The following is a 26,050-nucleotide window of genomic DNA, read 5'->3' on the forward strand; positions in this document are numbered from 1 at the left end:
CGAACGAGAGGACGACAGTGGCCTCCTTGGGGACCTCTTTCGGGATCGTCAACGGTCCCGCGCCCGCACGATTGACGGTCGGCATCGTCTCGGCGGGACGAGTCGGAACAGCGATCGGAGCCGCGCTCGAACGCGTCGGCCACCTGGTCGTCGCATGCTCCGCGGTATCCGACGCATCTCGGCACCGGGCACAGACCCGGCTGCCGGACGCCGAGATCCTGCCGGTGCCCGATGTCGCGGCCCGGGCCGAACTGCTCGTGCTCGCCGTTCCCGACGACGAACTTTCCGGCCTGATCACGGGCCTCGCCGCGACCGGTTCGGTGCGTCCGGGCACGATCGTCGTACACACGTCCGGTGCCAACGGCATCGGGATCCTCGCGCCGCTCACCGAACAGGGCATCGTCCCGCTCGCGATCCATCCCGCGATGACGTTCACCGGACACCCCGAGGACACCGTCCGACTGTCGGACGCGTGCTTCGGCGTCACCGCCGCCGACGACATCGGCTATGCGATCGGCCAGTCGCTGGTCCTCGAGATCGGTGGTGAGCCGGTCCGGGTCCGCGAGGATCTGCGCACGCTCTACCACGCCGCCCTCGCCCACGGCAGCAACCATCTGGTGACCCTCGTCGTCGATGCCGTCGAGGCACTGCGGGTCGCCCTCGAGGGGCAGGAACTCCTGGGGCAGGAGCTCGTCGGCGACGACCCGAACGGGCTCCCGGAACGGGTGCTGCGGCCCCTGCTGTCCGCGGCCCTCGACAATGCGCTGCGCCGCGGCCAGGCGGGGCTGACCGGGCCCGTCGCACGCGGCGACGCGGCCGCCGTCGCCCGGCACCTCGACGTGCTCGAGGACGTGGACCCGCAGTTGGCCGCCGGATACCGGGCCCTGTCGTTGCGGACCGCGCAGCGCACGGGGTCGAAGCAAGAACTGATGGATGTACTCGAGGATCGAGGATGACTGTGACCGGAGCTGCTGCACTGCAGGGCGGATACAAGCGCGGCGAACTGACCGTGCACCACGACCCGGCGATCCTGACCCGCGTGTCGAAGGCGCTGCGCGGAGTGGGACGGCAGGTCGCGCTCGTGCCGACGATGGGTGCACTGCACGCCGGACACCTGGAACTGGTCCGGCAGGCCAAGCTGTCCGGGGCCGTGGTGATCGTGTCGATCTTCGTCAACCCGCTCCAGTTCGGGGCGAACGAGGACCTCGACGCCTACCCGCGCACCCTCGACGCCGACCTCGACCTGCTGCGTGAGGCGGGTGTCGAGCTGGTGTTCGCGCCGAACGCGTCCGCGATGTACCCGGCCGGGCCCCGCACCACGGTGCAGCCCGGCCCGCTCGGCGCCGAACTCGAGGGTGCGAGCCGGCCGACGCACTTCGCGGGCATGCTCACCGTCGTCGCGAAGCTGCTGCAGATCGCCGCCCCGCACGTCGCGTTCTTCGGGGAGAAGGACTACCAGCAGCTCACGCTCATCCGGCAGATGGTCGTCGACCTGAACTTCGACGTCCGGATCTTCGGTGTGCCGACCGTGCGCGAGCAGGACGGGCTGGCGCTGTCGTCACGCAACCGCTACCTCGACCCCGAACATCGCAGGCTCGCCACGACGTTGTCCGCGGCGCTCGTCGCCGGTGCACACGCCGCGGCCGGTGGCGCCGACGCTATCGTCGCGACGGCGCGTGAGGTGCTCGCTACCGTGCCGGAGATCGACGTCGACTACCTCGAGGTGCGCGGCGCGGACCTCGGTCCGGCCCCGGTCCGGGGCGACGGCCGACTGCTCGTCGCCGCCCGGATCGGCACGACCCGGCTGATCGACAACGTCGGTGTCGCGGTCGGAACCGGGTTCCTCGAACGTGACACGCAGGCAGGCGATCCCACCGCCGCCGACATCTTCTGACCTCTTCTCAACTCACTACCGAAGGACCGGACATGTTGCGCACCATGATGAAGTCGAAGATTCATCGGGCCACGGTCACCCACGCCGACCTCCACTACGTCGGCTCGGTGACGATCGACCAGGACCTCCTCGATGCTGCCGACCTGCTCGAGGGCGAGCAGGTCACGATCGTCGACATCGACAACGGCGCCCGCCTCGAGACGTACGCGATCGCCGGTGAGCGCGGCTCGGGTGTCATCGGAATCAACGGTGCTGCAGCGCATCTCGTCAACCCCGGTGATCTCGTCATCATCATCGCGTACGGCGTCATGAACGAGGCGGAGATCCGCGAGTACGCGCCGCGGGTCGTGTTCGTCGACGGCGACAACAAGCCCATCGAGCTCGGCACGGATCCGGCGCACGCCCCCGAGGGGTCCGGTCTGATCACGCCGCGGATGCTCGCCGACCTGGTGTAGGCGGTGCTCCTCACCGTCGACGTCCGGAACACCGACATCGTTCTCGGACTTTTCACCGGCACCGGTTCGCATTCGAAGCTGGTGCAGGACTGGCGCATGCGAACCGACGCGCGCATGACCGCCGACGAGTTGGCGCTCACGTTCCGCGGCCTCCTCGGCGCCCACGCCGAGCAGATCACCGGCGTCTCCGCGCTGTCGACGGTGCCGTCGGTGCTGCGGGAGATCCGCGTGATGCTCGGCCGCTACTGGAACCACGTGCCGCACGTCGTCGTGGAACCCGGTGTACGCACCGGCGTGCCCCTGCTGGTCGACAACCCCAAGGAGGTGGGTGCCGACCGGATCGTCAACAGTCTTGCCGCACACCACTTCTACGACGGTCCGTGCATCGTCGTCGACTTCGGCACGTCGACGTGCGTCGACGTCGTGTCCGCGAAGGGGGAATTCCTCGGCGGTGCCATCGCACCCGGACTCGAAATCTCCACGGATGCACTGGCATCGCAGTCGGCGGCACTACGGAAGATCGAACTGCTGCGCCCCCGGTCCGTCGTCGGCAAGAACACCGTCGAATGCATGCAGGCCGGGGCCGTCTTCGGATTCGCCGGACTCGTCGACGGACTCGTCGGCCGCGTCCGCCGCGAACTCGCCGCCTTCGGAGGCTCCGACGTCTCCGTCATCGCGACCGGCGAGAGCGCGCCACTGATCGTGCCGGAATGCGCGACCGTCGAACACCACGAACCCGACCTCACCCTCGAAGGTCTGCGTCTCGTCTACGAACGCAACCTCGCCCGGCGCGGCACCCGGCGCACGGAGATCTGACGACTCGACGTGGGTTCCGCTTCGGGTTCGGGTGTGGCACACTGTTCGACGTGTTCCGTTGCATGAGTGCCCAGGAGTGTTGTCGAGGCTGACCGCTGCCTCGATCATTTTTCACTTCCCTGGAGTCTCGACTCATGCGTTCCGCATCTTCTGTCGACGCGTCTGCGTCCCTTCCCGTTCGGCTGCGGCCGGCGGATCTTCTGCATCTCACCGACCAGTTCGCGTCGGACGTTCTCGACGGCCGCTACGACCATCTGCTGCCGCCGGCGTTCCCGGTCCGGAACCCGTGGTCGGTTCGGCTGCGCAGTGACGCGGACGTCGACGTCCGTCTGGTCAGCCGCCCCCGTGGCCGGAGCGTCGAATTGCACGGCCACGCAGGAGCTTCCAGCGCACTGACGGTGCTGTCCGGTGGTCTGGACGAATACCGTTGGAGCGAGAGCGAACTGCGTCGACGCACGCTCGAACCCGGTGATCAGACGGCGTTCCCGGCCGGGTCGGTGTACGACGTCGTCCGTGCCCGGGTGTCGGCCGGAACCGACGAACCGACTCTCAGCGTGCACGCGTACTCGCGGCCGCTCACCACCGTGTCCTACTACGAGGTCACCGAGTCCGGGACGCTGCGGCGCACCCGCACCGAACTGGCCGACCTGCCCGAAGGAGACCTCGCATGACCGCCACTACGTTCCCGACGTCCCGTGTCGACCGGCTGACCGTGTTCGAGATCGGGGAGGCGGTTCGCCGCGGTGCGATCGTCGTCGACATCCGCTCCCAGGCCGCGCGGGTCGTCGAGGGCACCCTGCCCGGGGCGCTCGCGATCGACGCCGGGGTGCTCGAGCAGCGGGTGGACCCGGCCGGTGCCGGACGCCTGGCGCTCGCGGTCGACCACGACGTCGAATGGGTGATCGTGAGCTCGGACGGGGCGGTGTCCGGTGCCACGGTCGCGGCGCTGCGCCGCCTCGGACTGCACCGGGCCACCGACCTCGCGGGCGGCTATCGGGCACTGAAGTCCGCCGGCCTGCTCGGTGTCCTGATCGGCCAGCGGCACTGCGTCCGCGAACTGGCGACGGTCGCCGCGCACTGACCACTCCGCTTCCGTGGCCGTCGGAGGTACGTGGTTCCCGCCACCGGGGGAGCGCGGTGGCGGTGCGGCCCTATAGTCTTGTTTCCCGTGAGTGAAGCACCTGCCCAGCCTGTCGACGACACCCCCGAGCAGCTCCGGATCCGCCGCGAGAAGCGAGAGCGTCTGCTCGACGAGGGTCGGGAGCCGTACCCGGTGTCGGTTCCGCGCACTCATTCCCTCGCGGAGATCCGTGCGAAGTACCCCGAGCTGGAGCCGGACACGAGTACCGGGGACATCGTCGGTGTCGCGGGCCGCGTCATTTTCGTTCGCAACACCGGCAAGCTGTGCTTCGCGACGTTGCAGGAGGGTGACGGCACCCAGTTGCAGGCCATGCTGAGTCTCGCGAACGTCGGCGAGGATGCGCTGGCCGCGTGGAAGGCCGACGTCGATCTCGGCGATTTCGTGTTCGTGCACGGTGAGGTGATCAGTTCCCGCCGCGGCGAGCTGAGTGTGATGGCCGACGAGTGGCAGATGGCGGCGAAGTCGCTGCGCCCGCTGCCCGTCGCGCACAAGGAGATGAGCGAGGAGTCCCGGGTCCGGCACCGGTACGCGGATCTCATCGTGCGCCCGGAGGCCCGGGACATGGCCCGTAAGCGGGTCGCGGTGGTGCGTGAGCTGCGCAACGCGCTCGAGCGCCGTGGTTTTCTCGAGGTCGAGACGCCGATGCTGCAGACTCTGCACGGTGGTGCGGCGGCGCGCCCGTTCGTGACGCATTCGAATGCGCTCGACATCGACCTGTTCCTGCGTATCGCGCCGGAGTTGTTCCTCAAGCGTTGCGTTGTCGGCGGTATCGAGAAGGTTTTCGAGATCAACCGCAACTTCCGTAACGAGGGTGTCGACTCGACGCACTCGCCGGAGTTCGCGATGCTCGAGACGTACGAGGCGTACGGCACGTACGACGATTCGGCGACGATGATTCGCGAGCTGGTGCAGGAGGTTGCGCAGAACGCGTTCGGCACGCAGGTCGTCACTCTCGCCGACGGCAGCGAGTACGACCTCGGTGGCGAGTGGAAGACGATGGACATGTATCCGTCGCTGTCCGAGGCCATCGGCGTCCAGGTCACCCCGGACACCACGGTCGAGGAGCTGTTGGCGCTCGCCGCGAAGGTGGGTCTCGAGGTTCCGAAGGACAAGGGCTACGGCCACGGCAAGCTCGTCGAGGAGCTGTGGGAGCACCAGTGCGGCGATCAGCTGTACGCGCCCACGTTCGTGCGGAACTTCCCGGTCGAGACGTCGCCGCTGACGCGTCAGCACCGCGAGCTGCCCGGCGTGACGGAGAAGTGGGATCTGTACGTCCGCGGATTCGAACTTGCGACCGGCTATTCCGAGCTGGTCGATCCGATCATCCAGCGGGAGCGTTTCGTCGATCAGGCGCGGTTGGCGTCGGCCGGTGACGACGAGGCCATGGTTCTCGACGAGGAGTTCCTCGTCGCGATGGAGCAGGGCATGCCGCCGACGACGGGTACCGGTATGGGAATCGACCGTCTGCTGATGGCTCTCACCGGATTGGGAATCCGGGAAACCATCCTGTTCCCAATTGTCCGTCCCACAACGCGCTGACCGGGCATTTCATTCACAAATATTGCCGGGTCATCATTGTCGATGATTCGGAGGTAGTATCTCTTTCGAGTTAGCGGCTGGAACCGGTCGGTCCAGGAAACGGCGCGTCATTCGGAAGGGAATTGGCCCCATGGCAAAGAAGGTCACTGTCACACTCATCGACGACGTCGATCAGGACGCTACTGCCGATGAAACAGTCGAGTTCGGGCTGGACGGCGTCCTGTACGAGATCGACCTGTCGTCGGAGAACGCGGCCAAGCTGCGCGAGCAACTGGATCTGTGGGTGTCGCATGCGCGCAAGGTGACCAATCGTCGTCGTGGCGGCAAGGGGATGGCGTCGGCGTCGGTGTCGCACGCGCGTGGCACCGTGGACCGCGAGCAGAGCGCCGCCATCCGGGAATGGGCACGTCGGAACGGGTACACGGTGTCGTCGCGAGGCCGCATCTCCGCCGAGGTCACCGAGGCGTACAACAACGCACACTGACCCCCGGCCGACGCGACACGGCGATGTTGACGATATGCGAGACGCTGTAAAGGCGGGCTGCTAGCGTCCGCGGTGTGCAGCTGAGGCGATTCATTGTGGGCGTGGCCGTATCGATATTGTCGTTGCTTTGCGTCACGGCACCGGCCTCGGCACAGGAGTCTCACCCGGTTTCCTATAACTTCCTCGCGGGAATCCCGATGGAATTGGGCAATCCGGGTGGGTCCGCGCCCGGGGCCGACGACTGGTCGTGCCGGCCGTCGCGCGAACATCCGAATCCTGTGGTACTCGTGCACGGGACCGGTGGGAACCGCCAGGACAATTGGGGTACGTACGCGCCGCTTCTCGCGAACGAAGGCTATTGCGTCTTCGCACTCACCTACGGGGCATTCGACGATCTGCCGTGGCCGATTTCCGCGATCGGGGGAATGAAACCGATCGAGGAGAGCGCAGCGCAGTTGCGTGATTTCGTCGACCGTGTGCTGCAGGCGACGGGCGCGCAGAAGGTCGATCTCATCGGGCATTCACAGGGAACGCTCATGCCGGCGTACTACGTGCAGCGACTCGGCGGCGCCGACAAGGTCGACAAGTACGTGTCGCTCGCGCCGCTGTGGAACGGAACGAACGCGGCCGGGGCCGCCGGACTGATCGACACGGTCCGGGGGCTCGGCGCAGGCTCGCTCGTCGACGACGGGCTCGCCGCCCTGTGCGCGGCCTGCCCGCAGATGGTGACCGGCTCCGATTTCATGACGGACCTGCGGGCCGGGGGTCTCGCCGCACCACAGATCACGTACACCAACATCATGACCCGGTACGACGAGCTGGTCGTGCCGTTCACCAGCGGCCACCTCGACGTCCCCAACGCCACCAACATCGTCGTGCAGGACGGGTGCGCCTCCGACTACGGTGAGCACGCGGCCATCGCGGCGGAACCGGTGGCTGCGGCACACGTGCTGAACGCGCTCGACCCGGAGCATCCGAGGCCGGTGCCGTGCCAGTTCGTGGCACCCATCACGGGAGGCTGACACCCCGCAGGTCGAGAGAGGACGTGGCGAGTGCGCGCAGCAGCACTGGTGCTCGTCGCGCTGCAACTCGCCGTTCGCGGCTGGGTCGTGTTCACGGGTGACTTCTACTGGGACGATCTGATCCTGATCAGCCGTTCGGGACACTATCCGGCGTTGTCGGCGGAGTTTCTGTTCTACGACCACGACGGCCACTTCATGCCGGCCGCGTTCCTCGTCGCGTGGCTGTCGACGGCGATCGCGCCGCTGGACTGGGCGGTCCCGGCGGTGACACTGCTCGCGGCGCAGGCACTCGCCTCGCTCGCGGTGCTGCGGGTGCTGCGACTGCTGCTCGGTAACCGGCCGGTGGTGCTGGTGCCGCTGGCGTTCTACCTGTTCGTGCCGCTGACGTTGCCGTCGTTCGCATGGTGGGCGGCCGGACTGAATTCGCTGCCGATGCAGATCGGCCTGGCATGGGTGGCGGGAGATGCGATCCGGCTGTGCCGCACCGGGCGGATCCGGTTCGCGGTGTCGGGGGCGTTGGTCGCGGCGGTATCGCTGGCATTCTTCGAAAAATCGGTGCTGGTGCCGGTCACGGCGTTCGTCGTCGTCGCGTTGATGTTCCGGGTGGACGGGGTCGATCGGCCGATCCGGGCGGCGTGGACGCGGGGACGGTCGCTGTGGATTCCGCTCGCGGCGGTGGTCGCGGTGTGGGCCGGCGCCTACCTGTTCTTCACGCGGTCCCGGCTGGTGCTGCCGTCGGCGGAACAGACCGTGGGACTCGTGCACCACGGCACGTCGCTGGGGCTGGTGCCGACGCTGCTGGGCGGGCCGTGGTCGTGGGACCGCTGGCCGCCGAGCCCACCGTGGGCGACGCCGCCCCTCGTGCTCGTCGTGCTCGGCTGGGTGGCCGTCGCGGCCGCCGTCGTGTGGTCGCTGCGGTACCGGCAGCGCACGGCCGGGGTGTGGCTGGCGATGCTCGGCTACGTTGCGGCGTCGGAGGCGGCGATGGTGCTGACGCGCTCCGGACCGGATACCGCGTACGAACTGGCGCAGACGTTGCGGTACGTGTCCGACAGTGCCGTCGTGATCGTGCTCGGCTGGGCGTTGCTCGTGCGGGCTCCCCGCCGGCCCGAGGTGCGGCCGTTGCCGAGCCCGCGCCCGGTGCTCGTCGGGGCCGTGGTGGTGGTGTTCGTGGCGAGCAGTCTGTGGTCGACGGTCACGTTCACCGAGCGGTGGCGCGACAATCCGACGGTCGACTATCTCGCGAACGGCCGGGCGGCCCTGGCCGCGGACCCGGACACGCCGGTTCTCGACCAGTCGGTGTCGATCTACGTGCTGCTGCCGGTCGCGTACCCGCACAACACGACGAGCCGGATCTTCGGGCCGCTGCGGGAGCGGCCCGAGTTCGCGCGGTCCACGGACCGGCTGCAACTGTTCGACGACACCGGGCATCTGGTGCCCGCCGTGGTCGCCCCGGCCCGGAACCTCGGTCAGGGGCCGGTGCCGGGCTGCGGATACCGCGTCGAGGACGTCCCGGTCGAGCTGCCGCTCGACGGTCCGCTGCTGGAGTGGGAGTGGACGGCCGGCCTCAACTATTTCGCGAGCACCGACGGCGACGTCGAGGTGTCGTTGAACAAGGGGGGTGACACCGTGACGGTGCCGGTACGGGCCGGGCTGAACCAGGTGTTCGTGCGGTTGATCGGGGCGGGCGACGCGGTGCGGGTGCGGGCCCGGACTCCGGGGCTGGCGGTGTGCGTCGGGGCCGGTCCCGTGGGGTCCGTGGTCCCGGCCGAGGGTGGGACGCCGTGAGCCTCGGGGCGCCGGGGACGGGCGGGTACGTCCGGTCGCTGACGGGCCTGCGCGCGGTCGCGGCGCTGCTCGTCGTCGGCGCGCATGCCGCGTTCTGGACTGGCCGCTACACGGACGACCTCGCCGGTACGGCCCTGTCCCGGCTCGAAATCGGGGTGCCGATCTTCTTCGCGCTGTCGGGGTTCCTGCTGTTCCGGCCGTGGCTCGTCGCCGCGGCGGGAGGCGGGGAGTTGCCGTCCACCCGGACGTACCTGTGGCACCGGGCCCGGAGGATCCTGCCGGCGTACTGGATCGTGGTCGCCGCAACGTACGCGATCTATCTGTTCCGCGACGATGCCGGGGAGACGGGCCGCGGCTGGTCCGGATTCTGGCGGAACATGACGCTGACCCAGATCTACGGTCCCGGGCATCTGCACGACGGTCTCACCCAGACCTGGAGTCTCGCGGTGGAGGCCACGTTCTATCTGCTGCTGCCGGTACTCGGCTGGGTGCTGGTGGTGGGGGTGTGCCGGCGGCGGTGGCATCCGATCCGGCTCACGGTGGCACTGCTCGCCGTCGTCGCGATCACGCCGCTGTGGACGCTGATCACCCATCACACCGACATCACGTTCACCGCCCGGCTGTGGCTGCCGGGGTTCGTGGCGTGGTTCGCGGGTGGCATGTTGCTGGCGGTGGCGTCGGTGACGCTGCGGCGCTGCAACCCGTACGCGACCGGTCTGCTCGCGCTGTACTTTCTGCTGCTCGCGTGCACGCCGCTCGCGGGGGAGGCGACGATCGTGCCGTCGGATGCGACGGCCGCGGTCGTGAAGTCGATGCTGTTCCTGCTGTTCGCGATGTCGCTCATGGCGCCCCTCGTGATCGGCGACCGGCCGGGCCCGTTCGGGCGATTGTGTGCGTCGGCGCCGATGGTGTGGCTGGGGGAGATCTCGTACGAGCTGTTCCTCGTGCATCTGGTGGTGATGGCGTTCGTTCTCGACCTGCTCGGCTATCGCACGTTCCAGGGTTCGACGGTCGGCGTCTTCGTCGTCACCACGGTGTTCTCGATCCCGGTCGCGTGGGCGCTGCATCGGATGCTGGAACGAGTGCTGCCCGGTCGTCCCCGCATCGAGCGGCACACGGTGACGATCGTCCGGCGCGACGCCGCCGCCGCGGTGCCTGCGCCCAGCCGGGTCGACTGACCGGGTGTCACATCCGCTCCACCGGCGGTGTCTCCATGTCGAGAACACACAACCGGAGGAGGAATCATGACCGGCAACACCCGAATCCCGAAGGCCGAGATGACCGGCGTCTACGCCGCGGTGGTGAAGCGAATGTCGCGCAAGATGCTCGGCGACGTGGCCGACCCGGTCGCCGTGACGTGGCACAACCGGAAGGTGCTGAACTTCAGCTTCACCGTCGGACGCAAGGTTCAGAAATGGGACAAGTGTGACGAGAATCTGAAGTCGTTCGCCCACATGGCGGTCGCGAGCCTGGTCGGCTGCAGCTTCTGCCTGGACTTCGGCTACTTCCAGGCGCACAACGAGGGACTCGACCTGGCCAAGGCCCGTGAGGTGCCGCGCTGGCGCGAGTCGGACGTCTTCACCCCGCTCGAGCGGGATGTCATGGAGTACGCCGAAGCGATGACGGCGACCCCTCCGACGGTCACCGACGAGCTGTCGGCCCGACTGCTCGACGCGCTCGGCCCGGCTGCGCTCGTGGAACTGACCGCGTTCGTCGCGGTCTCGAACCTCATGACCCGCACCAACACCGCACTCGGAGTCGAATCGCAGGAGTTCTCGGCGTCGTGTGGTCTGGAGCCGCTCGCCGTACGCTCGACGACATGACCGACGACCCGTTCGTCGCACACCGTAGCCTGCTCTTCACGGTCGCCTACGAGATGCTCGGCTCGGCCGCCGACGCGGAGGACGTCGTGCAGGAGACCTGGCTGCGGTGGGCCGACGTCGATCGGAGTGAGGTCCGCGAGCCGCGGGCCTATCTGGTCCGCATCGTCACCCGGCAGGCACTGAACCGGCTCCGGTCGCTGTCGCGCCGTCGGGAGGACTATGTCGGGGAGTGGCTGCCCGAACCGCTGCTCACCACGCCCGACATCGCCGACGACGTCGAACTCGCCGAGAACGTGTCGATCGCGATGCTCACAGTGCTCGAGACCCTCGGCCCGATCGAGCGGGCGGTCTTCGTGTTGCACGAGGTGTTCGAGACGCCGTACAAGGAGATCGCCGAGGCGGTGGGCAAGACGCCGGCTGCGGTCCGGCAGATCGGCCACCGCGCCCGCGAGCACGTCGACTCCCGTCGGCCCCGGATGCAGGTGGACCGCAGCCAACAGGAAGCGGCGGTCGAGAAGTTCCTGGCCGCCGTCTCCACCGGTGACGTGGAGGCGCTGGTGGAGGTCCTCGCACCCGACGTGGTGGTGATCGCCGACGGTGGGGGCATCGCGACTGCAGTGCCGAGGCCGATCGTCGGGGCCCGGCGCGTGGCGATCTTCCTGGCCCGCGCGGCCAAGCTCCCGGACTTCGTCACACGACCCGTCTGCTTCAACGGTATGCCGGGTTTCCGGATCGACGTCGGGGACGAGCCCACCGCGGTGAGTGTGGCGGTCGACGACGGTCGGATCACCCGGGTCTATGCCATCCGTAACCCGCACAAACTGGGTTCGATGGACAAGACGGCGGAACTGCGCCGGTGATGTTCGCTTCAGGCGTACAGCGGTCGGGAAACGTTTCGACGACCTGCGGCGTTGCACCATCAGTGCAGGTCGACTCCGCGATTTCGACGGGTGGAGGAGCGGCGGCCGGGAAGGGCGCCCACTAGAGTGTGAAGTGGGGTCGTGGAACCTTCGGTTCCGGAGGCCGTCAGCCTGTTGTGCCGGAGCGAGACGCAGCGGAAAGGCACGAGATCGCGGGACGCGATGCTCGTACCGGGACCGTTGGAAAATGTGAGGGAGAGCGATGTTCGAGAGGTTCACCGATCGCGCGCGGCGCGTCGTCGTCCTGGCTCAAGAAGAAGCCAGGATGCTCAACCACAACTACATCGGCACGGAACACATCCTGCTCGGCCTCATCCATGAGGGCGAGGGTGTGGCGGCGAAGTCGCTGGAGTCGTTGGGTATCTCCCTCGAAGGTGTCCGCAGCCAGGTCGAGGAGATCATCGGCCAGGGCCAGCAGGCCCCGTCCGGTCACATTCCTTTCACTCCCCGTGCCAAGAAGGTCCTCGAGCTCAGCCTCCGCGAGGCGCTGCAGCTCGGACACAACTACATCGGCACCGAGCACATCCTGCTCGGCCTGATCCGTGAGGGCGAGGGCGTCGCCGCCCAGGTCCTGGTCAAGCTGGGTGCCGACCTCAACCGGGTTCGGCAGCAGGTCATCCAGCTGCTGTCGGGCTACCAGGGCAAGGAGCCGGCGGAGGCGGGCGCGAGCCGCGGCGAGGCGGGCACCCCGTCGACGTCGCTGGTCCTCGACCAGTTCGGCCGCAACCTCACCCAGGCCGCTCTCGAGGGCAAGCTCGATCCGGTCATCGGCCGCTCGAAGGAGATCGAGCGGGTCATGCAGGTCCTGTCCCGCCGCACCAAGAACAACCCTGTTCTCATCGGTGAGCCGGGTGTCGGCAAGACCGCCGTCGTCGAGGGCCTCGCGCAGGCCATCGTCAACGGTGAGGTGCCCGAGACCCTCAAGGACAAGCAGCTCTACACCCTGGACCTGGGGTCGCTGGTCGCCGGCAGCCGCTACCGCGGTGATTTCGAGGAGCGCCTGAAGAAGGTCCTCAAGGAGATCAACACCCGCGGCGACATCATCCTGTTCATCGACGAGCTGCACACGCTGGTCGGCGCGGGCGCGGCCGAGGGTGCGATCGACGCTGCCTCGATCCTCAAGCCGAAGCTGGCCCGTGGTGAGCTGCAGACCATCGGTGCCACCACGCTCGACGAGTACCGCAAGTACATCGAGAAGGACGCCGCACTCGAGCGCCGCTTCCAGCCGGTGCAGGTCGGCGAGCCGACGGTCGAGCACACCATCGAGATCCTCAAGGGGCTGCGCGACCGCTACGAGGCGCACCACCGTGTCTCGATCACCGACGGCGCGCTGGTCGCGGCGGCCACCCTGGCCGACCGGTACATCAACGACCGCTTCCTGCCGGACAAGGCCATCGACCTCATCGACGAGGCCGGTGCCCGAATGCGTATCCGCCGGATGACCGCTCCGCCGGACCTGCGCGAGTTCGACGACAAGATCGCGGACGCCCGCCGCGAGAAGGAGTCCGCGATCGACGCGCAGGACTTCGAGAAGGCCGCGAACCTGCGTGACAAGGAGAAGACCCTCGTCGCACAGCGTGCCGAGCGGGAGAAGCAGTGGCGTTCCGGGGATCTGGACGTCATTGCCGAGGTCGACGACGAGCAGATCGCCGAGGTGCTGGGCAACTGGACCGGTATCCCGGTCTTCAAGCTCACCGAGGAGGAGACCACGCGTCTGCTCCGTATGGAGGAGGAGCTGCACAAGCGGATCATCGGCCAGGAGGACGCCGTCAAGGCGGTCTCGAAGGCGATCCGTCGCACCCGCGCCGGCCTGAAGGACCCGAAGCGTCCGTCCGGCTCGTTCATCTTCGCCGGCCCGTCCGGTGTCGGTAAGACCGAGCTGTCCAAGGCGCTCGCGAACTTCCTGTTCGGCGAGGACGATGCGCTCATCCAGATCGACATGGGCGAGTTCCACGACCGGTTCACCGCGTCGCGGCTGTTCGGTGCGCCTCCCGGCTACGTCGGCTACGAGGAGGGCGGCCAGCTCACCGAGAAGGTGCGCCGCAAGCCGTTCTCCGTGGTCCTGTTCGACGAGATCGAGAAGGCACACCAGGAGATCTACAACACCCTCCTGCAGGTGCTCGAGGACGGCCGTCTCACCGACGGCCAGGGCCGCACGGTCGACTTCAAGAACACCGTGCTGATCTTCACCTCGAACCTCGGTACCTCGGACATCTCGAAGGCCGTGGGTCTGGGCTTCTCGGCCGGGACGGGCAGCGAGTCGAACTACGAGCGCATGAAGCTCAAGGTCAACGACGAGCTCAAGAAGCACTTCCGCCCCGAGTTCCTCAACCGCATCGACGACATCATCGTCTTCCACCAGCTGTCTCAGGACGAGATCATCCAGATGGTGGACCTGATGATCGGCCGTGTCGCGACGCAGCTGAAGAACAAGGACATGGCGATCGACCTGTCCGAGCGGGCCAAGTCGCTGCTCGCCAAGCGCGGCTTCGATCCCGTCCTGGGTGCGCGGCCGCTGCGTCGCACCATCCAGCGCGAGATCGAGGACCAGCTGTCGGAGAAGATCCTCTTCAACGAGCTCACGCCCGGTCAGATCGTCCACGTGGACGTCGAGGGCTGGGACGGCGAGGGTGCCGGCGAGGACGCGAAGTTCACGTTCCGTGGCGAGGACAAGCCGGTGACCGTGCCGGACGAGGTTCCGATCGATCTGGCGAAGTCGGGGGCGGCGGACGCGGAGTAATTTGCGCCGGAAGCTGAAGCGAAGAGATCGTCGGTGGCATTGCCGCCGACGATCTCTTCGTCTGTTCGGGGGGGGGTGACGCGACGCGTCTCAGGCGGCGATCACCGGACGGTCGGCGCGGCCGGACCAGTTGGCCAGGCGTTCGGTAGGGCCCGCTCCCGCGGCCGGTTCGATCACCGCGCCGAACGGGACGTGCCCGCCGCGGGGGCTGGCCGGGATCGCGCGGCGGGCCACCGCCAGTGCCGCTTCGACGAGTGCGGGGTCGGCCTCGGCCGGCTGCCCCGTCGCCACGGCCAGGTCCCAGCCGTGGACCAGCGTCTCGTTCAGGTAGCCCCAGATCGCGGCTTGCCCGGGAACCCGGCCCCACGGCGCGGTGACGATGGCGGCGAGCAGGGCGTCGTCGTCCCAGACCACCCACATCTTCTCGCCGGCCGCCCGGTACGCGGCGGTCCAGTCACCGTCGTCGCCGGCGGCGGTCGCGACCAGCGGCACCGAGGCCGGGTCGCCGCCCGCGCCGATGACGCGCGCCCGGTCGACGGTGGCGACCAGGTGACCCATCAGGGTCGCGACGTCGAATTCGTCGCACGGCGTCGGCTGCGTCAGTTGATCCGGTCGCACCTCGCCCATCAGGGTGGCCACCCAGGCCAGGGCGTCGCGGTACAGGGGCCGGGGGTCGGTGATGTCGGTCATCGTGGGCCTTTCGTTCGAGTGCACGTGTGCGGACCGGGCCCACTCTCGCCGCTAATCACGACATCCTCTGTCATGTATTTCTGGGAGACTGCGGCAATGCGTGCCGACCGCCTGCTCTCCCTGATGTTGTTGCTGCGAAACCGGGGTCGGATGTCCGCGACGGCACTCGCCCGCGAGTTGGAGGTGTCCCCGCGCACGGTGCTCCGCGATGTTGAGGCGCTGTCGGCGGCCGGGATTCCCGTCTACGCCGAACGCGGCCGCTACGGCGGGTTCGCCCTGCTGCCCGGGTTCACCACCGATCTCACCGGACTGACGGTGGGCGAGGCGAAGGCACTGCTCACGGCGGGCGTCGCGTCCACCTCCGAGTCGCTGGGGATGGCACCGGCTTTCGCGTCCGCGATGCGGAAGGTGGTGGCCGCGATGCCCGACACCCACCGCACGGCCGCCACCCGGATCGCGGAACGGGTGCTCGTGCGCCAGGGTGGTTGGCTCACCGATCCCACCCGCGACGAGCATCTCGGGCTGATCCAGCAGGTGGTGTTCGAGGGGCTCCGGCTACGGATCCGGTACGCCGCCCGAGGTTGCGAATCACGATGGCGCACAGTGGATCCGATCGGCCTGGTCAACGCGGCTGGTCGCTGGTATCTGGTGGCGACGCACCGCGGCGCCGAGCGCACGTACCGACTGTCCCGCATCGAGGACGTCCGCGCGCTCGAGGAGTCGGCGCGGCGCGCACCTGTCGTCGACCTGGCCGGGATCTGGGACCGGCGGCGGGCGGAGTTCCGTGCGCTGCACGAATCCGTGACGGCCACCGTCCGGGTGCGCGCCGAGCGGCGGGACGACCTGCTCGGCGCGGTGGTCGCCACCGTCGCCGAGACGCCGGTGGACGGGTGGATCACGGCGGAGGTCGAGTTCGGCGACGCCGCGCACGCGGGGAGCGTGCTGTGGATGCTCGGCGCGGACGCCGAACTCCTCGGGCCCGAGGGCCTGCGCGAAACGATCAGGCTCCAGGCGGCGGGCATGGCCGACCGGCACCGGTCCGGCCGACCGGCACCGAACCCGTGACCACCGTGACGTGGGCGGCGCGCCGGGTGCGGTCCGGACCGAACAGTGCGTCCTCCTGCCGGGCCCAGCGGTCCCAGTACGGCCGGAACATGTCCCCGTCGCGTTGCAGGGCGCGGCGCATCCGCTCGCCGGCCGGGGCGTCGACGAACACTCGCACCGCGTAGTGCCGGCGTGCGGGACCGCAGGTCGATCCGGCGCCCTCGACGATCAGGTAGCGGTGGCGGCGGACCGCCCGCCACTCGGCGTAGTCGCCGCGATGCCAGTCGTAGCGCCGATACCGTGGGCTCCGGCCGCGTCCGGCGGGGGCGAGTACCCGTCGGACGAGAATCGGCACCGCCGCCGCCAGTCCGTCCCAGCCCGGGTACAGGTCGTCCATCCGGACGATCGGTGCGTCGTCGAGTGCCGCGGCGACTCGGTCGGCGAGGGTCGACTTTCCGCTCCCGGAGGGGCCGTCGATACCGATCAGGATCGGTCCGTGCCCGCCGTGTCCGGGACGCTGCCGGTGTGCAGCGTGCGCGAGTGCGACGATCCGGGCGGCGGTCATGGTCGGTCCTTCTGTATCGGGTCCTCGGCCAGGATGTCACGGTCGGTCGGACCCCGGTCGGGAGGCTTTCCGCGTACGGTCGAGACCGGAACCGTCCGCTATCGCGAGGAGGATGACGTCATGCCGACACGTACCGCACGCACCGCGTGGAACGGGACACTCGAACAAGGTTCGGGCCAGGTCGAATTCACCAGTTCCGGGGTGGGCACGTACGAGGTGTCGTTCCCGAAGCGCGCGGCCGACGACGCGGGCGGCACCACCAGTCCGGAGGAGATGATCGCGGCCGCGCATTCGTCGTGTTTCGCGATGCAGTTGTCGGCACTCATCGCCGAGGCCGGTGGCACTCCGCAGAGCCTCGAGGTGCGCGCCGACGTCTCGCTCGGTCCGGACGATCCGGGGTTCAAGCTGACGGGGATCGTGCTCACCGTGCGCGGTGAGGTCGACGGTCTGGACGCGGCCGGGTTCGCGCGCGTCGCGCAGGCCGCGAAGGAATCGTGCCCGGTGAGCAAGGCCCTGACCGGTGTCCCGATCACCTTGGACGCCGCCCTCGACTGACCGTCGCCGCGTCTGTGACGAGACGTCGTCCTCCGTCCGGGGGACGACGTCTCGTCTTTCGTTCGGGTCGTCCCCCAGGTTCCTCCTCCGATCGGCCGACGGATCCTGCGTTCGACGGATCCCGACTTGTCGGTGTCCGTGCGTACGGTGCATCCGTATCGGGTTCACGCTGCGGGGTCGGCGGGGCCATTCGTCGACGGAGGGGACGGTTCTCACGATCCGCGTACAGAAGCCCGAGGGGGGCGTGTCGGAGCAGTACGACGTGGCGCTCTTGGTTCCGTGGTCGGTGGCCGCGGTCCTGCTGGGGGTGGTGGTGGCGCTCGCGTTTCTCGCCCGCACGCGTGGTGTGCTGCGTGACGAGATGGTGCGGGCCGAGGAGCGGGCCCGGATCGCGCGCGACATGCACGACACGCTCGCGGCGGGCCTGAGTCGTATCTCGTTGTTCGCGAGTGCATTGCAGGTCAACGCCGGCGAGTCGGCGGAGAAGGTGGCGAACTCGGCGGCACAGATCCGGGCGGCCGCGCACGAGGCGCTGGACGAGTTGAAGAGCATCGTGGGGGTGCTGCGGGGAACTGTGGGCGGCCGGGACCGGGTGGGGCACCAGGGGATCGATGCGGTCCCGGAGTTGACGCAGTCGGCTCGGGCGGCGGGACTGCACTGCACGCTCACGACGGATCTCGCCCCCGGCGATGTGGGGACGCTGGCCGGGCACGTCTGTTTCCGGGTGGTGCAGGAGGCGCTCACCAATGCCCAGAAGTACGCGCACGATCAGGTGGTCGCCGTCGTGGTGCGGGGTGCGCCGGAGTGTGGCATCCGTGTCGATGTGCGGAACGCGCTCAGCGCCGAGCCCAGCCGGTTCGATGTCGGCTCCCGGACGGGGTTACAGGGGTTGACGGAACAGGCGCGTGAGGTGGGCGGCACCCTCGAGGCGGGTCCGGTGGGTGACGGGTTCGTCGTGAGCTGCTGGGTCCCCTGGTCGGGCTGAGACGGGCGAATGTGTCGGTGCCGGAACATATCCTGTCCGCACTATGACAAATCCCGGTGCGATTTCCGTGTTGATCGTCGACGATGATCCGTTCGTCCGGCGTGGCCTCGCCGACATCTTCCGTCCTGTCCCGGACATCGTGGTCGCGGGTGACGCCGCCGACGGAGACGAGGTGCCGGAGGCTGTCGAGCGGTGCCGCCCGCGGGTGGTGTTGATGGATCTGAAGATGCGCCGGGTCGGTGGCCTCGAGGCCACGCAGGAACTGATGCGGCGGCCGAATCCGCCGCGGGTGGTGACCATGACGTCGATGGACGTCGACGATCTGGTGGTTCGGTCGGTCGAGGCGGGGGCCCACAGTTTCCTGAGCAAGGATGCGTCTCCGGGAACGTTCCACCAGTCGGTGCGGGCGGTCGCGACGGGTAACACGTTGTTCAGCCGAGAGTCGTTGCGCCGCATCGTCGCTGCGGTGTCCGGTCCGCGCCGGGCGGGTCCGGATCTGGGGTGCCTGACCGATCGTGAGCGGGATGTGCTGGTGGTGCTCGCATCGGGTGAATCCAACGCGGAGATCGGCAAGCGGTTGTACCTGAGCGAGACGACGGTGAAGTCGCACGTGTCGGCGATCTTCGGGAAGCTCGGTGCGCGCAACCGGGTGGAGGCGGCGCTCCTGGCGTTCCGAGCCGGTCTGGTGGACTGAGGTGCAACCGTCCACTGCACCGTGGTACATATGGTGACATAGATCACATCTCGGTCGGCGGTGGTGTCCGCCCGGCCGATCGGCAGGAGGACGGCGTATGGGGAGCCTGAAGATTCATCCGCACAGCCGTGTCACCGGGTACACGACCGCGGGAGCGTGGACGTCGGACACGATCCAGGGGGTGTTCGCCGACCGGGTCCGGGAACGCGGTGCCCACCTCGCGGTGGCCGACCCGGCGGACAAGACCGGCCTCGTCGACCGTCTGCCGATGCGCCTGACGTGGCGCGAACTGGATGCCGAGGTGGACGCTGCGGCCGCGACGCTCATGGCGTCCGGAATTCGGGCCGGCGACGTCGTCGCCGTGCAACTGCCGAACACGGTGGAGCAGGTCGTGGTGTTCCTGGCGGTGTGGCGGCTCGGTGCGATCGTGACGCCGCTGTCGGTGTCGGCGGATGCGGAGCAGATCGTCGACGCGTGCAACGAGGCGTGCGTCGGCGCCTACGTCACCGCCACCCGGGTCGGCGCGGATCGGGTTGCGGACCGGATGCTGGCGGTGCGCTCCCGGATCCCGACCCTGCAGGTGGTCCTCGCGTACGGCGACGGGCTGCCGGACGGCGTAGTGGCGATGGGTGGCCCGTCGCTGCATTGCCACGACGAGGTGGCGGCGTACGCGGCGACTCTCGCCCCAGCCCCCGACGACTGCATCTCGATCTGCTGGACGGCCGGGACCGGTGGCCGGCCGAAGGGGGTGCCGCACGCGCACTGTGAATCTCTTGCTCTCGCACGGTCCGTCGTCGCCGATGCACGACTGGAGCCCGGTGACGTGATGCTCAACCCGGTGCCGTCGTCGACGGCGACGGGGATCACCGGAACTCTGCTGCCCTGGCTGGTCGCGGGATGTGTGCTGGTGCAGCACGAGCCGTCCGACGCCGCCGCGTTCGCGTCCCGGGTCGCGGACGAGAAGGTCACCTATACGGCGGCCCGGCCGTCGCTGCTGCCGGAACTCGAGGCGCGGCAGCCGGATCTGTCGACGCTCACCCGTATCGCGATCGGGGCCGGGCCGTTGTCCCCGGAGACGGCCCGCCGGTGGCAGGACCGGCACGGCATCGAGTTGGTCGACTACTTCGGCACGGTCGAGGGCGTGGTGCTGCGTTCGGATCCGGGTGCTCCGCTGGGGCAGCGGACGGTGCTGTATCCGCGGACCGGGTATGCGAACGGCACGGAGGTGGTGCTGGTCGGTCTCGACGGTGAGGGCGTGATCGAGGTCCCCGGTGTGCCGGGGGAGCTGCGAGTCCAGGGGCCGACGGTGTTCTCGGGATACCTGAATCCGGCACGGGACGGGGACCCGTTCGATGCCGACGGCCTCTTCGCGACGGGGGAGGTGTTCGAGATCGACGGGCCGGAGGGCGCGTATCTGCGCTATGTGGGGCGGCTCGGGCACGGCGGCGACGGCTGACCGGGCTGCGGAACAACCGGCTGCCGTCGCGCGTTCGAATGTTCTGTGTCGATAGAGAGCAACGAGAACAACCCTGTCCGCCCCACCGCGACGATCGAGGTGTGGTCCGACGTCGCCTGCCCGTGGTGCTACATCGGGAAGCGGCGCTTCGCGGCGGCGCTCGACGCGTTTCCCGGCCGGGACCGGATCGAGGTGGTGTGGCGGTCGTACCAGCTGGCGCCGGACACCCCGGTCGGTGCGCGACGCGGGGAACTCGAGGCGCTCGTCGAGCAGAAGGGGATGCCGGCCGATCAGGTGCGCGGCATGTTCGCGCACGTCGCGGCGACGGGCGCGGCGGACGGTCTGGTGCTGGACTTCGACACGGTGATCGCGGCCAACACGTTCGACGCGCACCGGCTTCTGCATCTGGCCGGGGAGCGGCGGGACGCGGTGCTCGAGGCGCTGTTCCGGGCTCACTTCACCGACGGGCGTGTGATCGACGACCGTGCCGTGCTCGTCGAGATCGCAGCCGAGGCCGGACTGGACGTCGACGAGGTGCGTGCGGCGCTGGGCAGTGACGTCGCCGCGGATCTGGTGCGGGCCGATCTCGAGGAGGCACGCCGGCTCGGGGTGACGGGGGTGCCGTTCTTCGTCGCGAACCGGCAGCTCGCGGTCTCGGGGGCGCAGCCGACCTCGGTGTTCACGGAACTGTTGCGTCGGGCGCTCGAACGGAACGACGGTGACGACGACGCAGCCCCCGGCGGGACGGCCGAGGGCTGCAGCGACGACGGGTGCGCGATCTAGCGGGTACGGGGGATCAGGATTCGGGCTTCGCCGGCACGTCGAGGACGACTTCGAACTCCAGCAGGGACGCGCCGGTCGCGACCGGTTTGGCGCGCTCGCCGGCATGCGCGGCGCGGGCGTCGCCGTCCCGCCACGCGACGAAGGCGTCCTCGGTCTCCCATTGCGTCACCACGAAGTAGCGGTTCTCGCCCGCGACCGGACGCAGCAACTGGAATCCGAGGAAACCGGGGGAGTTCTCGACCGCGCCGGCTCGGGCGGCGAACCGCTTCTCCAGTTCGGGGCCGGCGCCCTCGGGGATCTCGATTGCGTTGATCTTCACGACTGCCATGGGCGCGACGGTACTCCGGCGCGCTCGGCGGTGGGTTACCGTCGGTGCCGTGTTGCACGACGAGGGTGGGACGGGGCGGCCGATACTGCTGCTGCACGGGCTGATGGGCAGTGCCCGGACGTGGTCGCGGCACGTGTCGTGGCTGCGCGGACACGGGCACGTCTACACGTTCGACGCGGCCGGTCACGGGCGTCCGATCGACGGGGATCCGACGACGGAGCTGTTCGTCGAGGATCTGGCGTCGGCGCTCGGGGATGTCGCGGAGCCGCTGACGGTGATCGGGCATTCGATGGGGGCGTTGCACGCGTGGTGTTTCGCGGCCGCGTATCCGGATCGGGTGCGGGCGCTGGTCCTCGAGGACATGGCGCCGGATTTCCGGGGTCGGACCGCGAAGGATTGGGCGGCAATGGTTTCCGCGTGGCCGCAGCCGTTTCCCACCGAGGAGTCGGTGCTCGAATATTTCGGTGAGGTCGCCGGACGGTACTTCCTCGATTCGTTCGAGCGCCGCCCCGACGGCTGGTATCTGCACGGCGACGTCGCGACGTTCCGGGACATCTCCGAGGAGTGGGGCACCCGGCACTTCTGGGCGCAGTGGGACGCGGTGCGGGCGCCGGCGCTGCTCATCGAGGGCGAGTTCACGATCACGCCCGAGGGGCAGATGCGCCGGATGCTCGAGGGGCACGACGCCCGCTACGTGTGGGTGCGCCGTGCGGGGCATCTCGTGCACGACGATCAGCCCGAGCAGTATCGGGAGGCTGTCGAGGAGTTCCTGACGTCGCTTCGTTAGGAGCCTTCGCCGGCGAGGGCGAACAGGCCGTCGTCGGTCTGTTCGACGAGTCCGTCGACGAGCAGCGAATCCAGGGCGCGGTCCCGCTGGCCCGGATCGCGCAGCCACACCAGGTCCAGTTCGGCGCGTTCGACGGGGCGGGTGCTGGCGCGCAGGACGTCCATGAGTTTGCCGCGCACCTGGCGGTCGGTGCCGGCGAACTTCTGCACCTTGCGGGGCTCGCCGGTGTAGGCGGGGCGACCGGCCTCGACCCAGGTGCAGCGTGGCAGGGGGCACGCGTCACAGTCCGGGGTGCGGGCGGTGCACACGGTGGCGCCGAGTTCCATCAGGGCCGCCGAGAACCGGGCGGCGCGTTCGCGACCGCGGGGCAGCAGCGCTTCGACGTCGGCCATGTCACGTTTGGCGGACGGGTTCCCCTGGTCGGCGCGACCGTGTACGGCGCGGGCGACGACGCGTCGAACATTGGTGTCCACCACGGGGACTCGTTGATCGTAGGCGAAGCAGGCGACGGCACGGGCGGTGTAGTCACCGATGCCGGGCAGGCCGAGCAGGACGGCGACGTCGGCGGGTACGGCGTCGCCGTGTTCGGACGCCAGCACACCCGCGCATTCGTGCAGGCGCAGGGCCCGCCGCGGGTAGCCGAGCTTGCCCCATGCGCGCAGCACGTCGGCCTGGCTCGACGCCGCCATCGCGGACGGGACGGGCCAGCGGCGCACCCATTCCTCCCAGATCGGGGCGACGCGGGCCACCGGTGTCTGCTGCAGCATGATCTCGCTCATGAGGATGTGCCAGGCGGTCACGCCCTCGCGTCGCCACGGCAGGTCGCGGGCCTGGTCGTCGTACCACCGCAGCAGGGCGGACGCGTCCACCGTCGGGTTTGCCAGCACTGAAACTTCCATCCTTGCTCGTGTCCCCCGGGCCGGTTCGCGCAGGGGGGATGTTGCAGGTCCGGCCGTTTCGGAAGACCTGCACGGGTGCACAATGGGCCCCATGCCCAATTCGAATCCGATTTCTGCGTGGAATGCCCTCAAACAGGGTAACGAGCGCTTTGTCAGCGGTACCCCGATCCATCCGAACCAGGGAGTCGAGGATCGTGCGAAGCTGGTCGACGGCCAGCACCCGACGGCCGTGATCTTCGGTTGTGGTGACTCCCGTGTCGCCGCCGAGCTCATCTTCGACCAGGGCCTCGGTGACTCGTTCGTCGTCCGTACCGCCGGTCATGTCGTGGACAGCACGACTCTCGGTTCCATCGAGTTCGGCGTCGAACTTCTGAACACTCCGCTGATCGTCGTGCTCGGCCACGACAGTTGCGGCGCGGTCAAGGCGACTCTCGACGCCCTCGACAACGTCAACATCCCGGGTGGTTTCATCCGTGACATCGTCGAGCGGGTGACCCCGTCGATCCTCAAGGCCCGGCTGGACGGGGTGTCGGAGGTCGACGAGTTCGTGGGCCGCCACGTCATGGAGACGGCGGAGTTGCTGATGCAGCGCTCGCGCATCATCGCCGACGCGGTCGACGCCGGAAAGTGCGCCATCGTCGGTGTCACCTACAAGCTGGCCGACGGTGGCATCAAGCTCCGTGGCGCCATCGGCGACATCGGCGAAACGGTCGACTGACAGCCGTCCGCCCGGTGCGGGACGCGGGTGCGCCCGCGCCCGCACCGGACGACACGCCGAGACCGCTGAAGCGAAGTCGGCCGCAGGGAATTACGGTTGACTCGTGCTTGAACCGAACGGACCGTTGCCCCCCGAGATCTACTGGCGTCGCCGCATCCTCGCGGCTGTCGTGGCCGTGGTGGTGATCGCGCTGGTCGTGTGGATCGTGTCGGCGGTCGCCGGCGGCGGATCCGACGACACCCCGGAGGCGGCGGCCGCGGCGCAGTCGTCGACGCTCGCCGAGACGAGTGCACCGCCCGCATCGGCCGACGAGTCGGACACGCCGTCGGGAACCGGCACGACGTCCGAGGCGGCGACGTCCACATCGACCGGTGCCGCGCGGGAACAGTGCCAGGACCGGTCGCTCGCGATCAAGGCGACCCCGGATCGGCCGCAGTACCGGATCGGTGACGAGCCGAGTTTCACGATCGCGATCACCAACATCGGGACCAGCGCGTGTGAGCGTGATCTGGGGTCGGGTCTGCAGCAGGCACTCGTCTACACCCTCGACGGCAACAAGCGGCTGTGGTCGAACGTCGACTGCTATCCGGACGCCGAGGCTGCGGTGCAGGAACTCGAACCGGGTGGCCAGGCCCGGTTCACGGTCAAGTGGTCGGGCAAGACGTCCGATCCGGGCTGCACCACGAACCGGAACCAGGTACCGCCGGGCGCGTACACACTGGTCGCGCAGATCGGTGAACTGCGCAGCGCTCCCGAACCGTTCAACTTCGCCTGACCGTTCGCCGCTAGTCGAACGGCCCGCTGATCGACGCCTCCGCGAGCCGGGAGAGCCCTTCCCTGATGTGCCGGGCCCACAGCCCGCCGATGCCGTCCACCGACTGCAGGTCCGCCGCGGTCGCGGCGAGTAGGGCCTGCAGCGTCCCGAACGAGCCGACCAGGCGGTGGATCTGCACGAACTGCAGCCGGGGCACCCGGGTGAGGACGCGGTAGCCGCGCGGGCTCATCGGCGCGTCGAGCGCCTCGATCGTTCCCGGATATCCGAACGCCCGCGCCAGCGTCGTCAGATCCAGCAGGTCCACGTCGGTGAGTTTGTCGATCGCGGCGAGGGTCGCGTTCACCGCCGATGTCGACGCCGGTTCGGACCCGGCCAGATAGTCGCGGACGACGAGTTGCCGGACCGTGTCGTTGTCGCCGACCAGTTCCTCGAGTTGCAGGGCCAACTGCCGGCCGTCGGTGCCGAGTTCGAGCACGTCCTGTTCGATCTCGACGGACACCCGTCGCACCATCTCGAGCCGTTGCACGACGGTCAGCGCGTCGCGCAGGGTCACGAAGTCCTCGATCTCGACGATCGACAGCTGTCGTGTCACCTCGTCGAGCCGCGACTTGTAGCGCTCCAGGGTGGCCACGGCCTGGTTCGCGCGCGACAGGATCGTCGACGACCCGTCGATGACGTGCCGGATCCCTCCGATGTACACGCTCACGATGCTCATCGACTGGCTCACCGACACCACCGGGTAGCCGGTCTGGATGGCGGTACGTTCGGCGGCGCGGTGTCGGGTCCCGGATTCGACGGTGGGGATCCGGTGATCGGGGACGAGTTGCACGTTGGCTCGCACGATGCGGCCGCCGTCCGACGACAGCACCACCGCGCCGTCCATCTTCGACAGTTCACGCAGCCGGGTGGGGGCGAATTCGACGTCGAGCACGAATCCGCCGTCGCACAGGGCCTCCACCTCGTCGTCGTAGCCGAGCACGATCAGCGCACCCGTGCGTCCCCGCAGGATGCGTTCGAGCGCGTCTCGCAGCGCCGTTCCAGGGGCGAGGCGGGAGATGGTGTCGCGGAGCACCGCCGACGACGCAGCATCGTTCATCGCGAAAATCCCCCCTCGAACGGTTGTTGTCTGTGCGTCCGAGATCACATCCG

The 26,050-nt window shown here is 68.9% G+C and carries 28 protein-coding genes; 23 read left to right on the plus strand and 5 right to left on the minus strand.

The window, feature by feature from the left end; all coding sequences use genetic code 11:
• Window positions 1-26 precede the first annotated feature (26 nt).
• The 14 genes from Q5696_RS02905 (at window position 27) to Q5696_RS02970 (ending at window position 14,622) form a co-directional block, all read left to right on the plus strand.
• A complete protein-coding gene (locus Q5696_RS02905; RefSeq protein WP_305093732.1) occupies window positions 27-956 on the plus strand; it encodes a Rossmann-like and DUF2520 domain-containing protein in 930 nt (309 codons plus the stop codon).
• Window positions 953-1,894 (plus strand): pantoate--beta-alanine ligase, encoded by a 942-nt coding sequence (gene panC, locus Q5696_RS02910; protein ID WP_305093733.1) that lies wholly within the window; start codon window positions 953-955, stop codon window positions 1,892-1,894. The genes Q5696_RS02905 and panC overlap by 4 nt, the downstream gene beginning before the upstream one ends.
• A 32-nt stretch (window positions 1,895-1,926) precedes the next feature.
• On the plus strand, window positions 1,927-2,349 hold the full coding sequence (gene panD, locus Q5696_RS02915; protein ID WP_305093734.1) for an aspartate 1-decarboxylase: 423 nt from the start codon (window positions 1,927-1,929) through the stop codon (window positions 2,347-2,349).
• A gap of 3 nt (window positions 2,350-2,352) precedes the next feature.
• Window positions 2,353-3,165 carry a type III pantothenate kinase gene (locus Q5696_RS02920; protein ID WP_305093735.1) on the plus strand — a complete coding sequence of 271 codons (813 nt, stop codon included), beginning with the start codon at window positions 2,353-2,355 and terminating at the stop codon, window positions 3,163-3,165.
• A gap of 134 nt (window positions 3,166-3,299) precedes the next feature.
• On the plus strand, window positions 3,300-3,836 hold the full coding sequence (locus Q5696_RS02925; protein ID WP_305093736.1) for a cupin domain-containing protein: 537 nt from the start codon (window positions 3,300-3,302) through the stop codon (window positions 3,834-3,836).
• Window positions 3,833-4,246 (plus strand): rhodanese-like domain-containing protein, encoded by a 414-nt coding sequence (locus Q5696_RS02930; protein ID WP_305093737.1) that lies wholly within the window; start codon window positions 3,833-3,835, stop codon window positions 4,244-4,246. The genes Q5696_RS02925 and Q5696_RS02930 overlap by 4 nt, the downstream gene beginning before the upstream one ends.
• 87 nt (window positions 4,247-4,333) lie before the next feature.
• The gene (gene lysS, locus Q5696_RS02935) at window positions 4,334-5,845 is read left to right on the plus strand and encodes a lysine--tRNA ligase (protein ID WP_305093738.1); all 1,512 of its coding nucleotides are present in this window, start codon (window positions 4,334-4,336) and stop codon (window positions 5,843-5,845) included.
• Between the two features lie 130 nt (window positions 5,846-5,975).
• Window positions 5,976-6,329: a histone-like nucleoid-structuring protein Lsr2 gene (locus Q5696_RS02940; RefSeq protein WP_305093739.1), complete on the plus strand. Its 354-nt coding sequence runs from the start codon at window positions 5,976-5,978 to the stop codon at window positions 6,327-6,329.
• Window positions 6,330-6,409: 80 nt separating this feature from the next.
• Window positions 6,410-7,351, plus strand: a complete 942-nt coding sequence (locus tag Q5696_RS02945) for an esterase/lipase family protein (protein WP_514131066.1) — start codon at window positions 6,410-6,412, stop codon at window positions 7,349-7,351.
• Window positions 7,352-7,381: 30 nt separating this feature from the next.
• On the plus strand, window positions 7,382-9,139 hold the full coding sequence (locus Q5696_RS02950) for a hypothetical protein (RefSeq protein ID WP_305093740.1): 1,758 nt from the start codon (window positions 7,382-7,384) through the stop codon (window positions 9,137-9,139).
• Complete coding sequence (locus tag Q5696_RS02955) at window positions 9,136-10,317, plus strand: acyltransferase family protein (RefSeq protein WP_305093741.1); 1,182 nt, start codon at window positions 9,136-9,138, stop codon at window positions 10,315-10,317. Before Q5696_RS02950 ends, Q5696_RS02955 begins: the two co-directional genes overlap by 4 nt.
• A gap of 66 nt (window positions 10,318-10,383) precedes the next feature.
• Window positions 10,384-10,962 carry a carboxymuconolactone decarboxylase family protein gene (locus Q5696_RS02960; protein ID WP_305093742.1) on the plus strand — a complete coding sequence of 193 codons (579 nt, stop codon included), beginning with the start codon at window positions 10,384-10,386 and terminating at the stop codon, window positions 10,960-10,962.
• The gene (locus tag Q5696_RS02965; protein ID WP_305093743.1) at window positions 10,959-11,822 is read left to right on the plus strand and encodes an RNA polymerase sigma-70 factor; all 864 of its coding nucleotides are present in this window, start codon (window positions 10,959-10,961) and stop codon (window positions 11,820-11,822) included. The genes Q5696_RS02960 and Q5696_RS02965 overlap by 4 nt, the downstream gene beginning before the upstream one ends.
• Window positions 11,823-12,084: 262 nt before the next feature.
• Window positions 12,085-14,622, plus strand: a complete 2,538-nt coding sequence (locus Q5696_RS02970; protein WP_305093744.1) for an ATP-dependent Clp protease ATP-binding subunit — start codon at window positions 12,085-12,087, stop codon at window positions 14,620-14,622.
• Between the two features lie 90 nt (window positions 14,623-14,712).
• Here Q5696_RS02970 and Q5696_RS02975 read toward each other — a convergent pair whose 3' ends face one another.
• Window positions 14,713-15,312: a TIGR03086 family metal-binding protein gene (locus Q5696_RS02975; protein WP_305093745.1), complete on the minus strand. Its 600-nt coding sequence runs from the start codon at window positions 15,310-15,312 to the stop codon at window positions 14,713-14,715.
• 96 nt (window positions 15,313-15,408) lie between these two features.
• On the opposite strand from Q5696_RS02975, the gene Q5696_RS02980 reads away from it, so the two are divergent.
• Window positions 15,409-16,377: a helix-turn-helix transcriptional regulator gene (locus tag Q5696_RS02980; protein ID WP_305093746.1), complete on the plus strand. Its 969-nt coding sequence runs from the start codon at window positions 15,409-15,411 to the stop codon at window positions 16,375-16,377.
• On the opposite strand, the gene Q5696_RS02985 is transcribed toward Q5696_RS02980, so the two are convergent.
• Window positions 16,313-16,921, minus strand: coding sequence for a nucleoside/nucleotide kinase family protein (locus tag Q5696_RS02985; protein ID WP_305093747.1), 609 nt, complete (start codon window positions 16,919-16,921; stop codon window positions 16,313-16,315). The genes Q5696_RS02980 and Q5696_RS02985 overlap by 65 nt on opposite strands.
• A 120-nt stretch (window positions 16,922-17,041) precedes the next feature.
• Between Q5696_RS02985 and Q5696_RS02990 the strand changes: the two genes are divergently transcribed.
• The 5 genes from Q5696_RS02990 to Q5696_RS03010 all read left to right on the plus strand — a co-directional run bounded on the left by Q5696_RS02990 (window position 17,042) and on the right by Q5696_RS03010 (window position 21,394).
• Window positions 17,042-17,476, plus strand: a complete 435-nt coding sequence (locus Q5696_RS02990) for an OsmC family protein (RefSeq protein ID WP_305093748.1) — start codon at window positions 17,042-17,044, stop codon at window positions 17,474-17,476.
• 262 nt (window positions 17,477-17,738) lie between these two features.
• The gene (locus Q5696_RS02995; protein ID WP_370654852.1) at window positions 17,739-18,461 is read left to right on the plus strand and encodes a sensor histidine kinase; all 723 of its coding nucleotides are present in this window, start codon (window positions 17,739-17,741) and stop codon (window positions 18,459-18,461) included.
• A gap of 43 nt (window positions 18,462-18,504) precedes the next feature.
• On the plus strand, window positions 18,505-19,155 hold the full coding sequence (locus tag Q5696_RS03000) for a response regulator (RefSeq protein WP_305093749.1): 651 nt from the start codon (window positions 18,505-18,507) through the stop codon (window positions 19,153-19,155).
• 97 nt (window positions 19,156-19,252) lie between these two features.
• On the plus strand, window positions 19,253-20,611 hold the full coding sequence (locus Q5696_RS03005) for a long-chain fatty acid--CoA ligase (RefSeq protein WP_305093750.1): 1,359 nt from the start codon (window positions 19,253-19,255) through the stop codon (window positions 20,609-20,611).
• 45 nt (window positions 20,612-20,656) lie between these two features.
• Window positions 20,657-21,394, plus strand: coding sequence for a DsbA family oxidoreductase (locus Q5696_RS03010; RefSeq protein WP_305093751.1), 738 nt, complete (start codon window positions 20,657-20,659; stop codon window positions 21,392-21,394).
• A gap of 13 nt (window positions 21,395-21,407) precedes the next feature.
• On the opposite strand, the gene mhuD is transcribed toward Q5696_RS03010, so the two are convergent.
• Window positions 21,408-21,722 (minus strand): mycobilin-forming heme oxygenase MhuD, encoded by a 315-nt coding sequence (gene mhuD / locus Q5696_RS03015; RefSeq protein WP_305093752.1) that lies wholly within the window; start codon window positions 21,720-21,722, stop codon window positions 21,408-21,410.
• Here mhuD and Q5696_RS03020 point away from each other — a divergent pair.
• Window positions 21,721-22,509: an alpha/beta fold hydrolase gene (locus tag Q5696_RS03020; RefSeq protein WP_514131059.1), complete on the plus strand. Its 789-nt coding sequence runs from the start codon at window positions 21,721-21,723 to the stop codon at window positions 22,507-22,509. The genes mhuD and Q5696_RS03020 overlap by 2 nt on opposite strands.
• On the opposite strand, the gene Q5696_RS03025 is transcribed toward Q5696_RS03020, so the two are convergent.
• Window positions 22,506-23,408, minus strand: coding sequence for an HhH-GPD family protein (locus Q5696_RS03025; protein WP_305093754.1), 903 nt, complete (start codon window positions 23,406-23,408; stop codon window positions 22,506-22,508). The two genes, Q5696_RS03020 and Q5696_RS03025, sit on opposite strands and share 4 nt — an antisense overlap.
• Window positions 23,409-23,499: 91 nt before the next feature.
• On the opposite strand from Q5696_RS03025, the gene Q5696_RS03030 reads away from it, so the two are divergent.
• A complete protein-coding gene (locus Q5696_RS03030; protein ID WP_305093755.1) occupies window positions 23,500-24,126 on the plus strand; it encodes a carbonic anhydrase in 627 nt (208 codons plus the stop codon).
• A 103-nt stretch (window positions 24,127-24,229) separates the two neighbouring features.
• Window positions 24,230-24,901 (plus strand): hypothetical protein, encoded by a 672-nt coding sequence (locus Q5696_RS03035; RefSeq protein WP_305093756.1) that lies wholly within the window; start codon window positions 24,230-24,232, stop codon window positions 24,899-24,901.
• 10 nt (window positions 24,902-24,911) lie between these two features.
• Here Q5696_RS03035 and disA read toward each other — a convergent pair whose 3' ends face one another.
• The gene (gene disA / locus Q5696_RS03040; protein ID WP_305093757.1) at window positions 24,912-25,997 is read right to left on the minus strand and encodes a DNA integrity scanning diadenylate cyclase DisA; all 1,086 of its coding nucleotides are present in this window, start codon (window positions 25,995-25,997) and stop codon (window positions 24,912-24,914) included.
• Window positions 25,998-26,050 lie beyond the last annotated feature (53 nt).

The organism is Prescottella sp. R16, assembly GCF_030656875.1.
In the GTDB taxonomy this organism is placed as follows: domain Bacteria; phylum Actinomycetota; class Actinomycetes; order Mycobacteriales; family Mycobacteriaceae; genus Prescottella.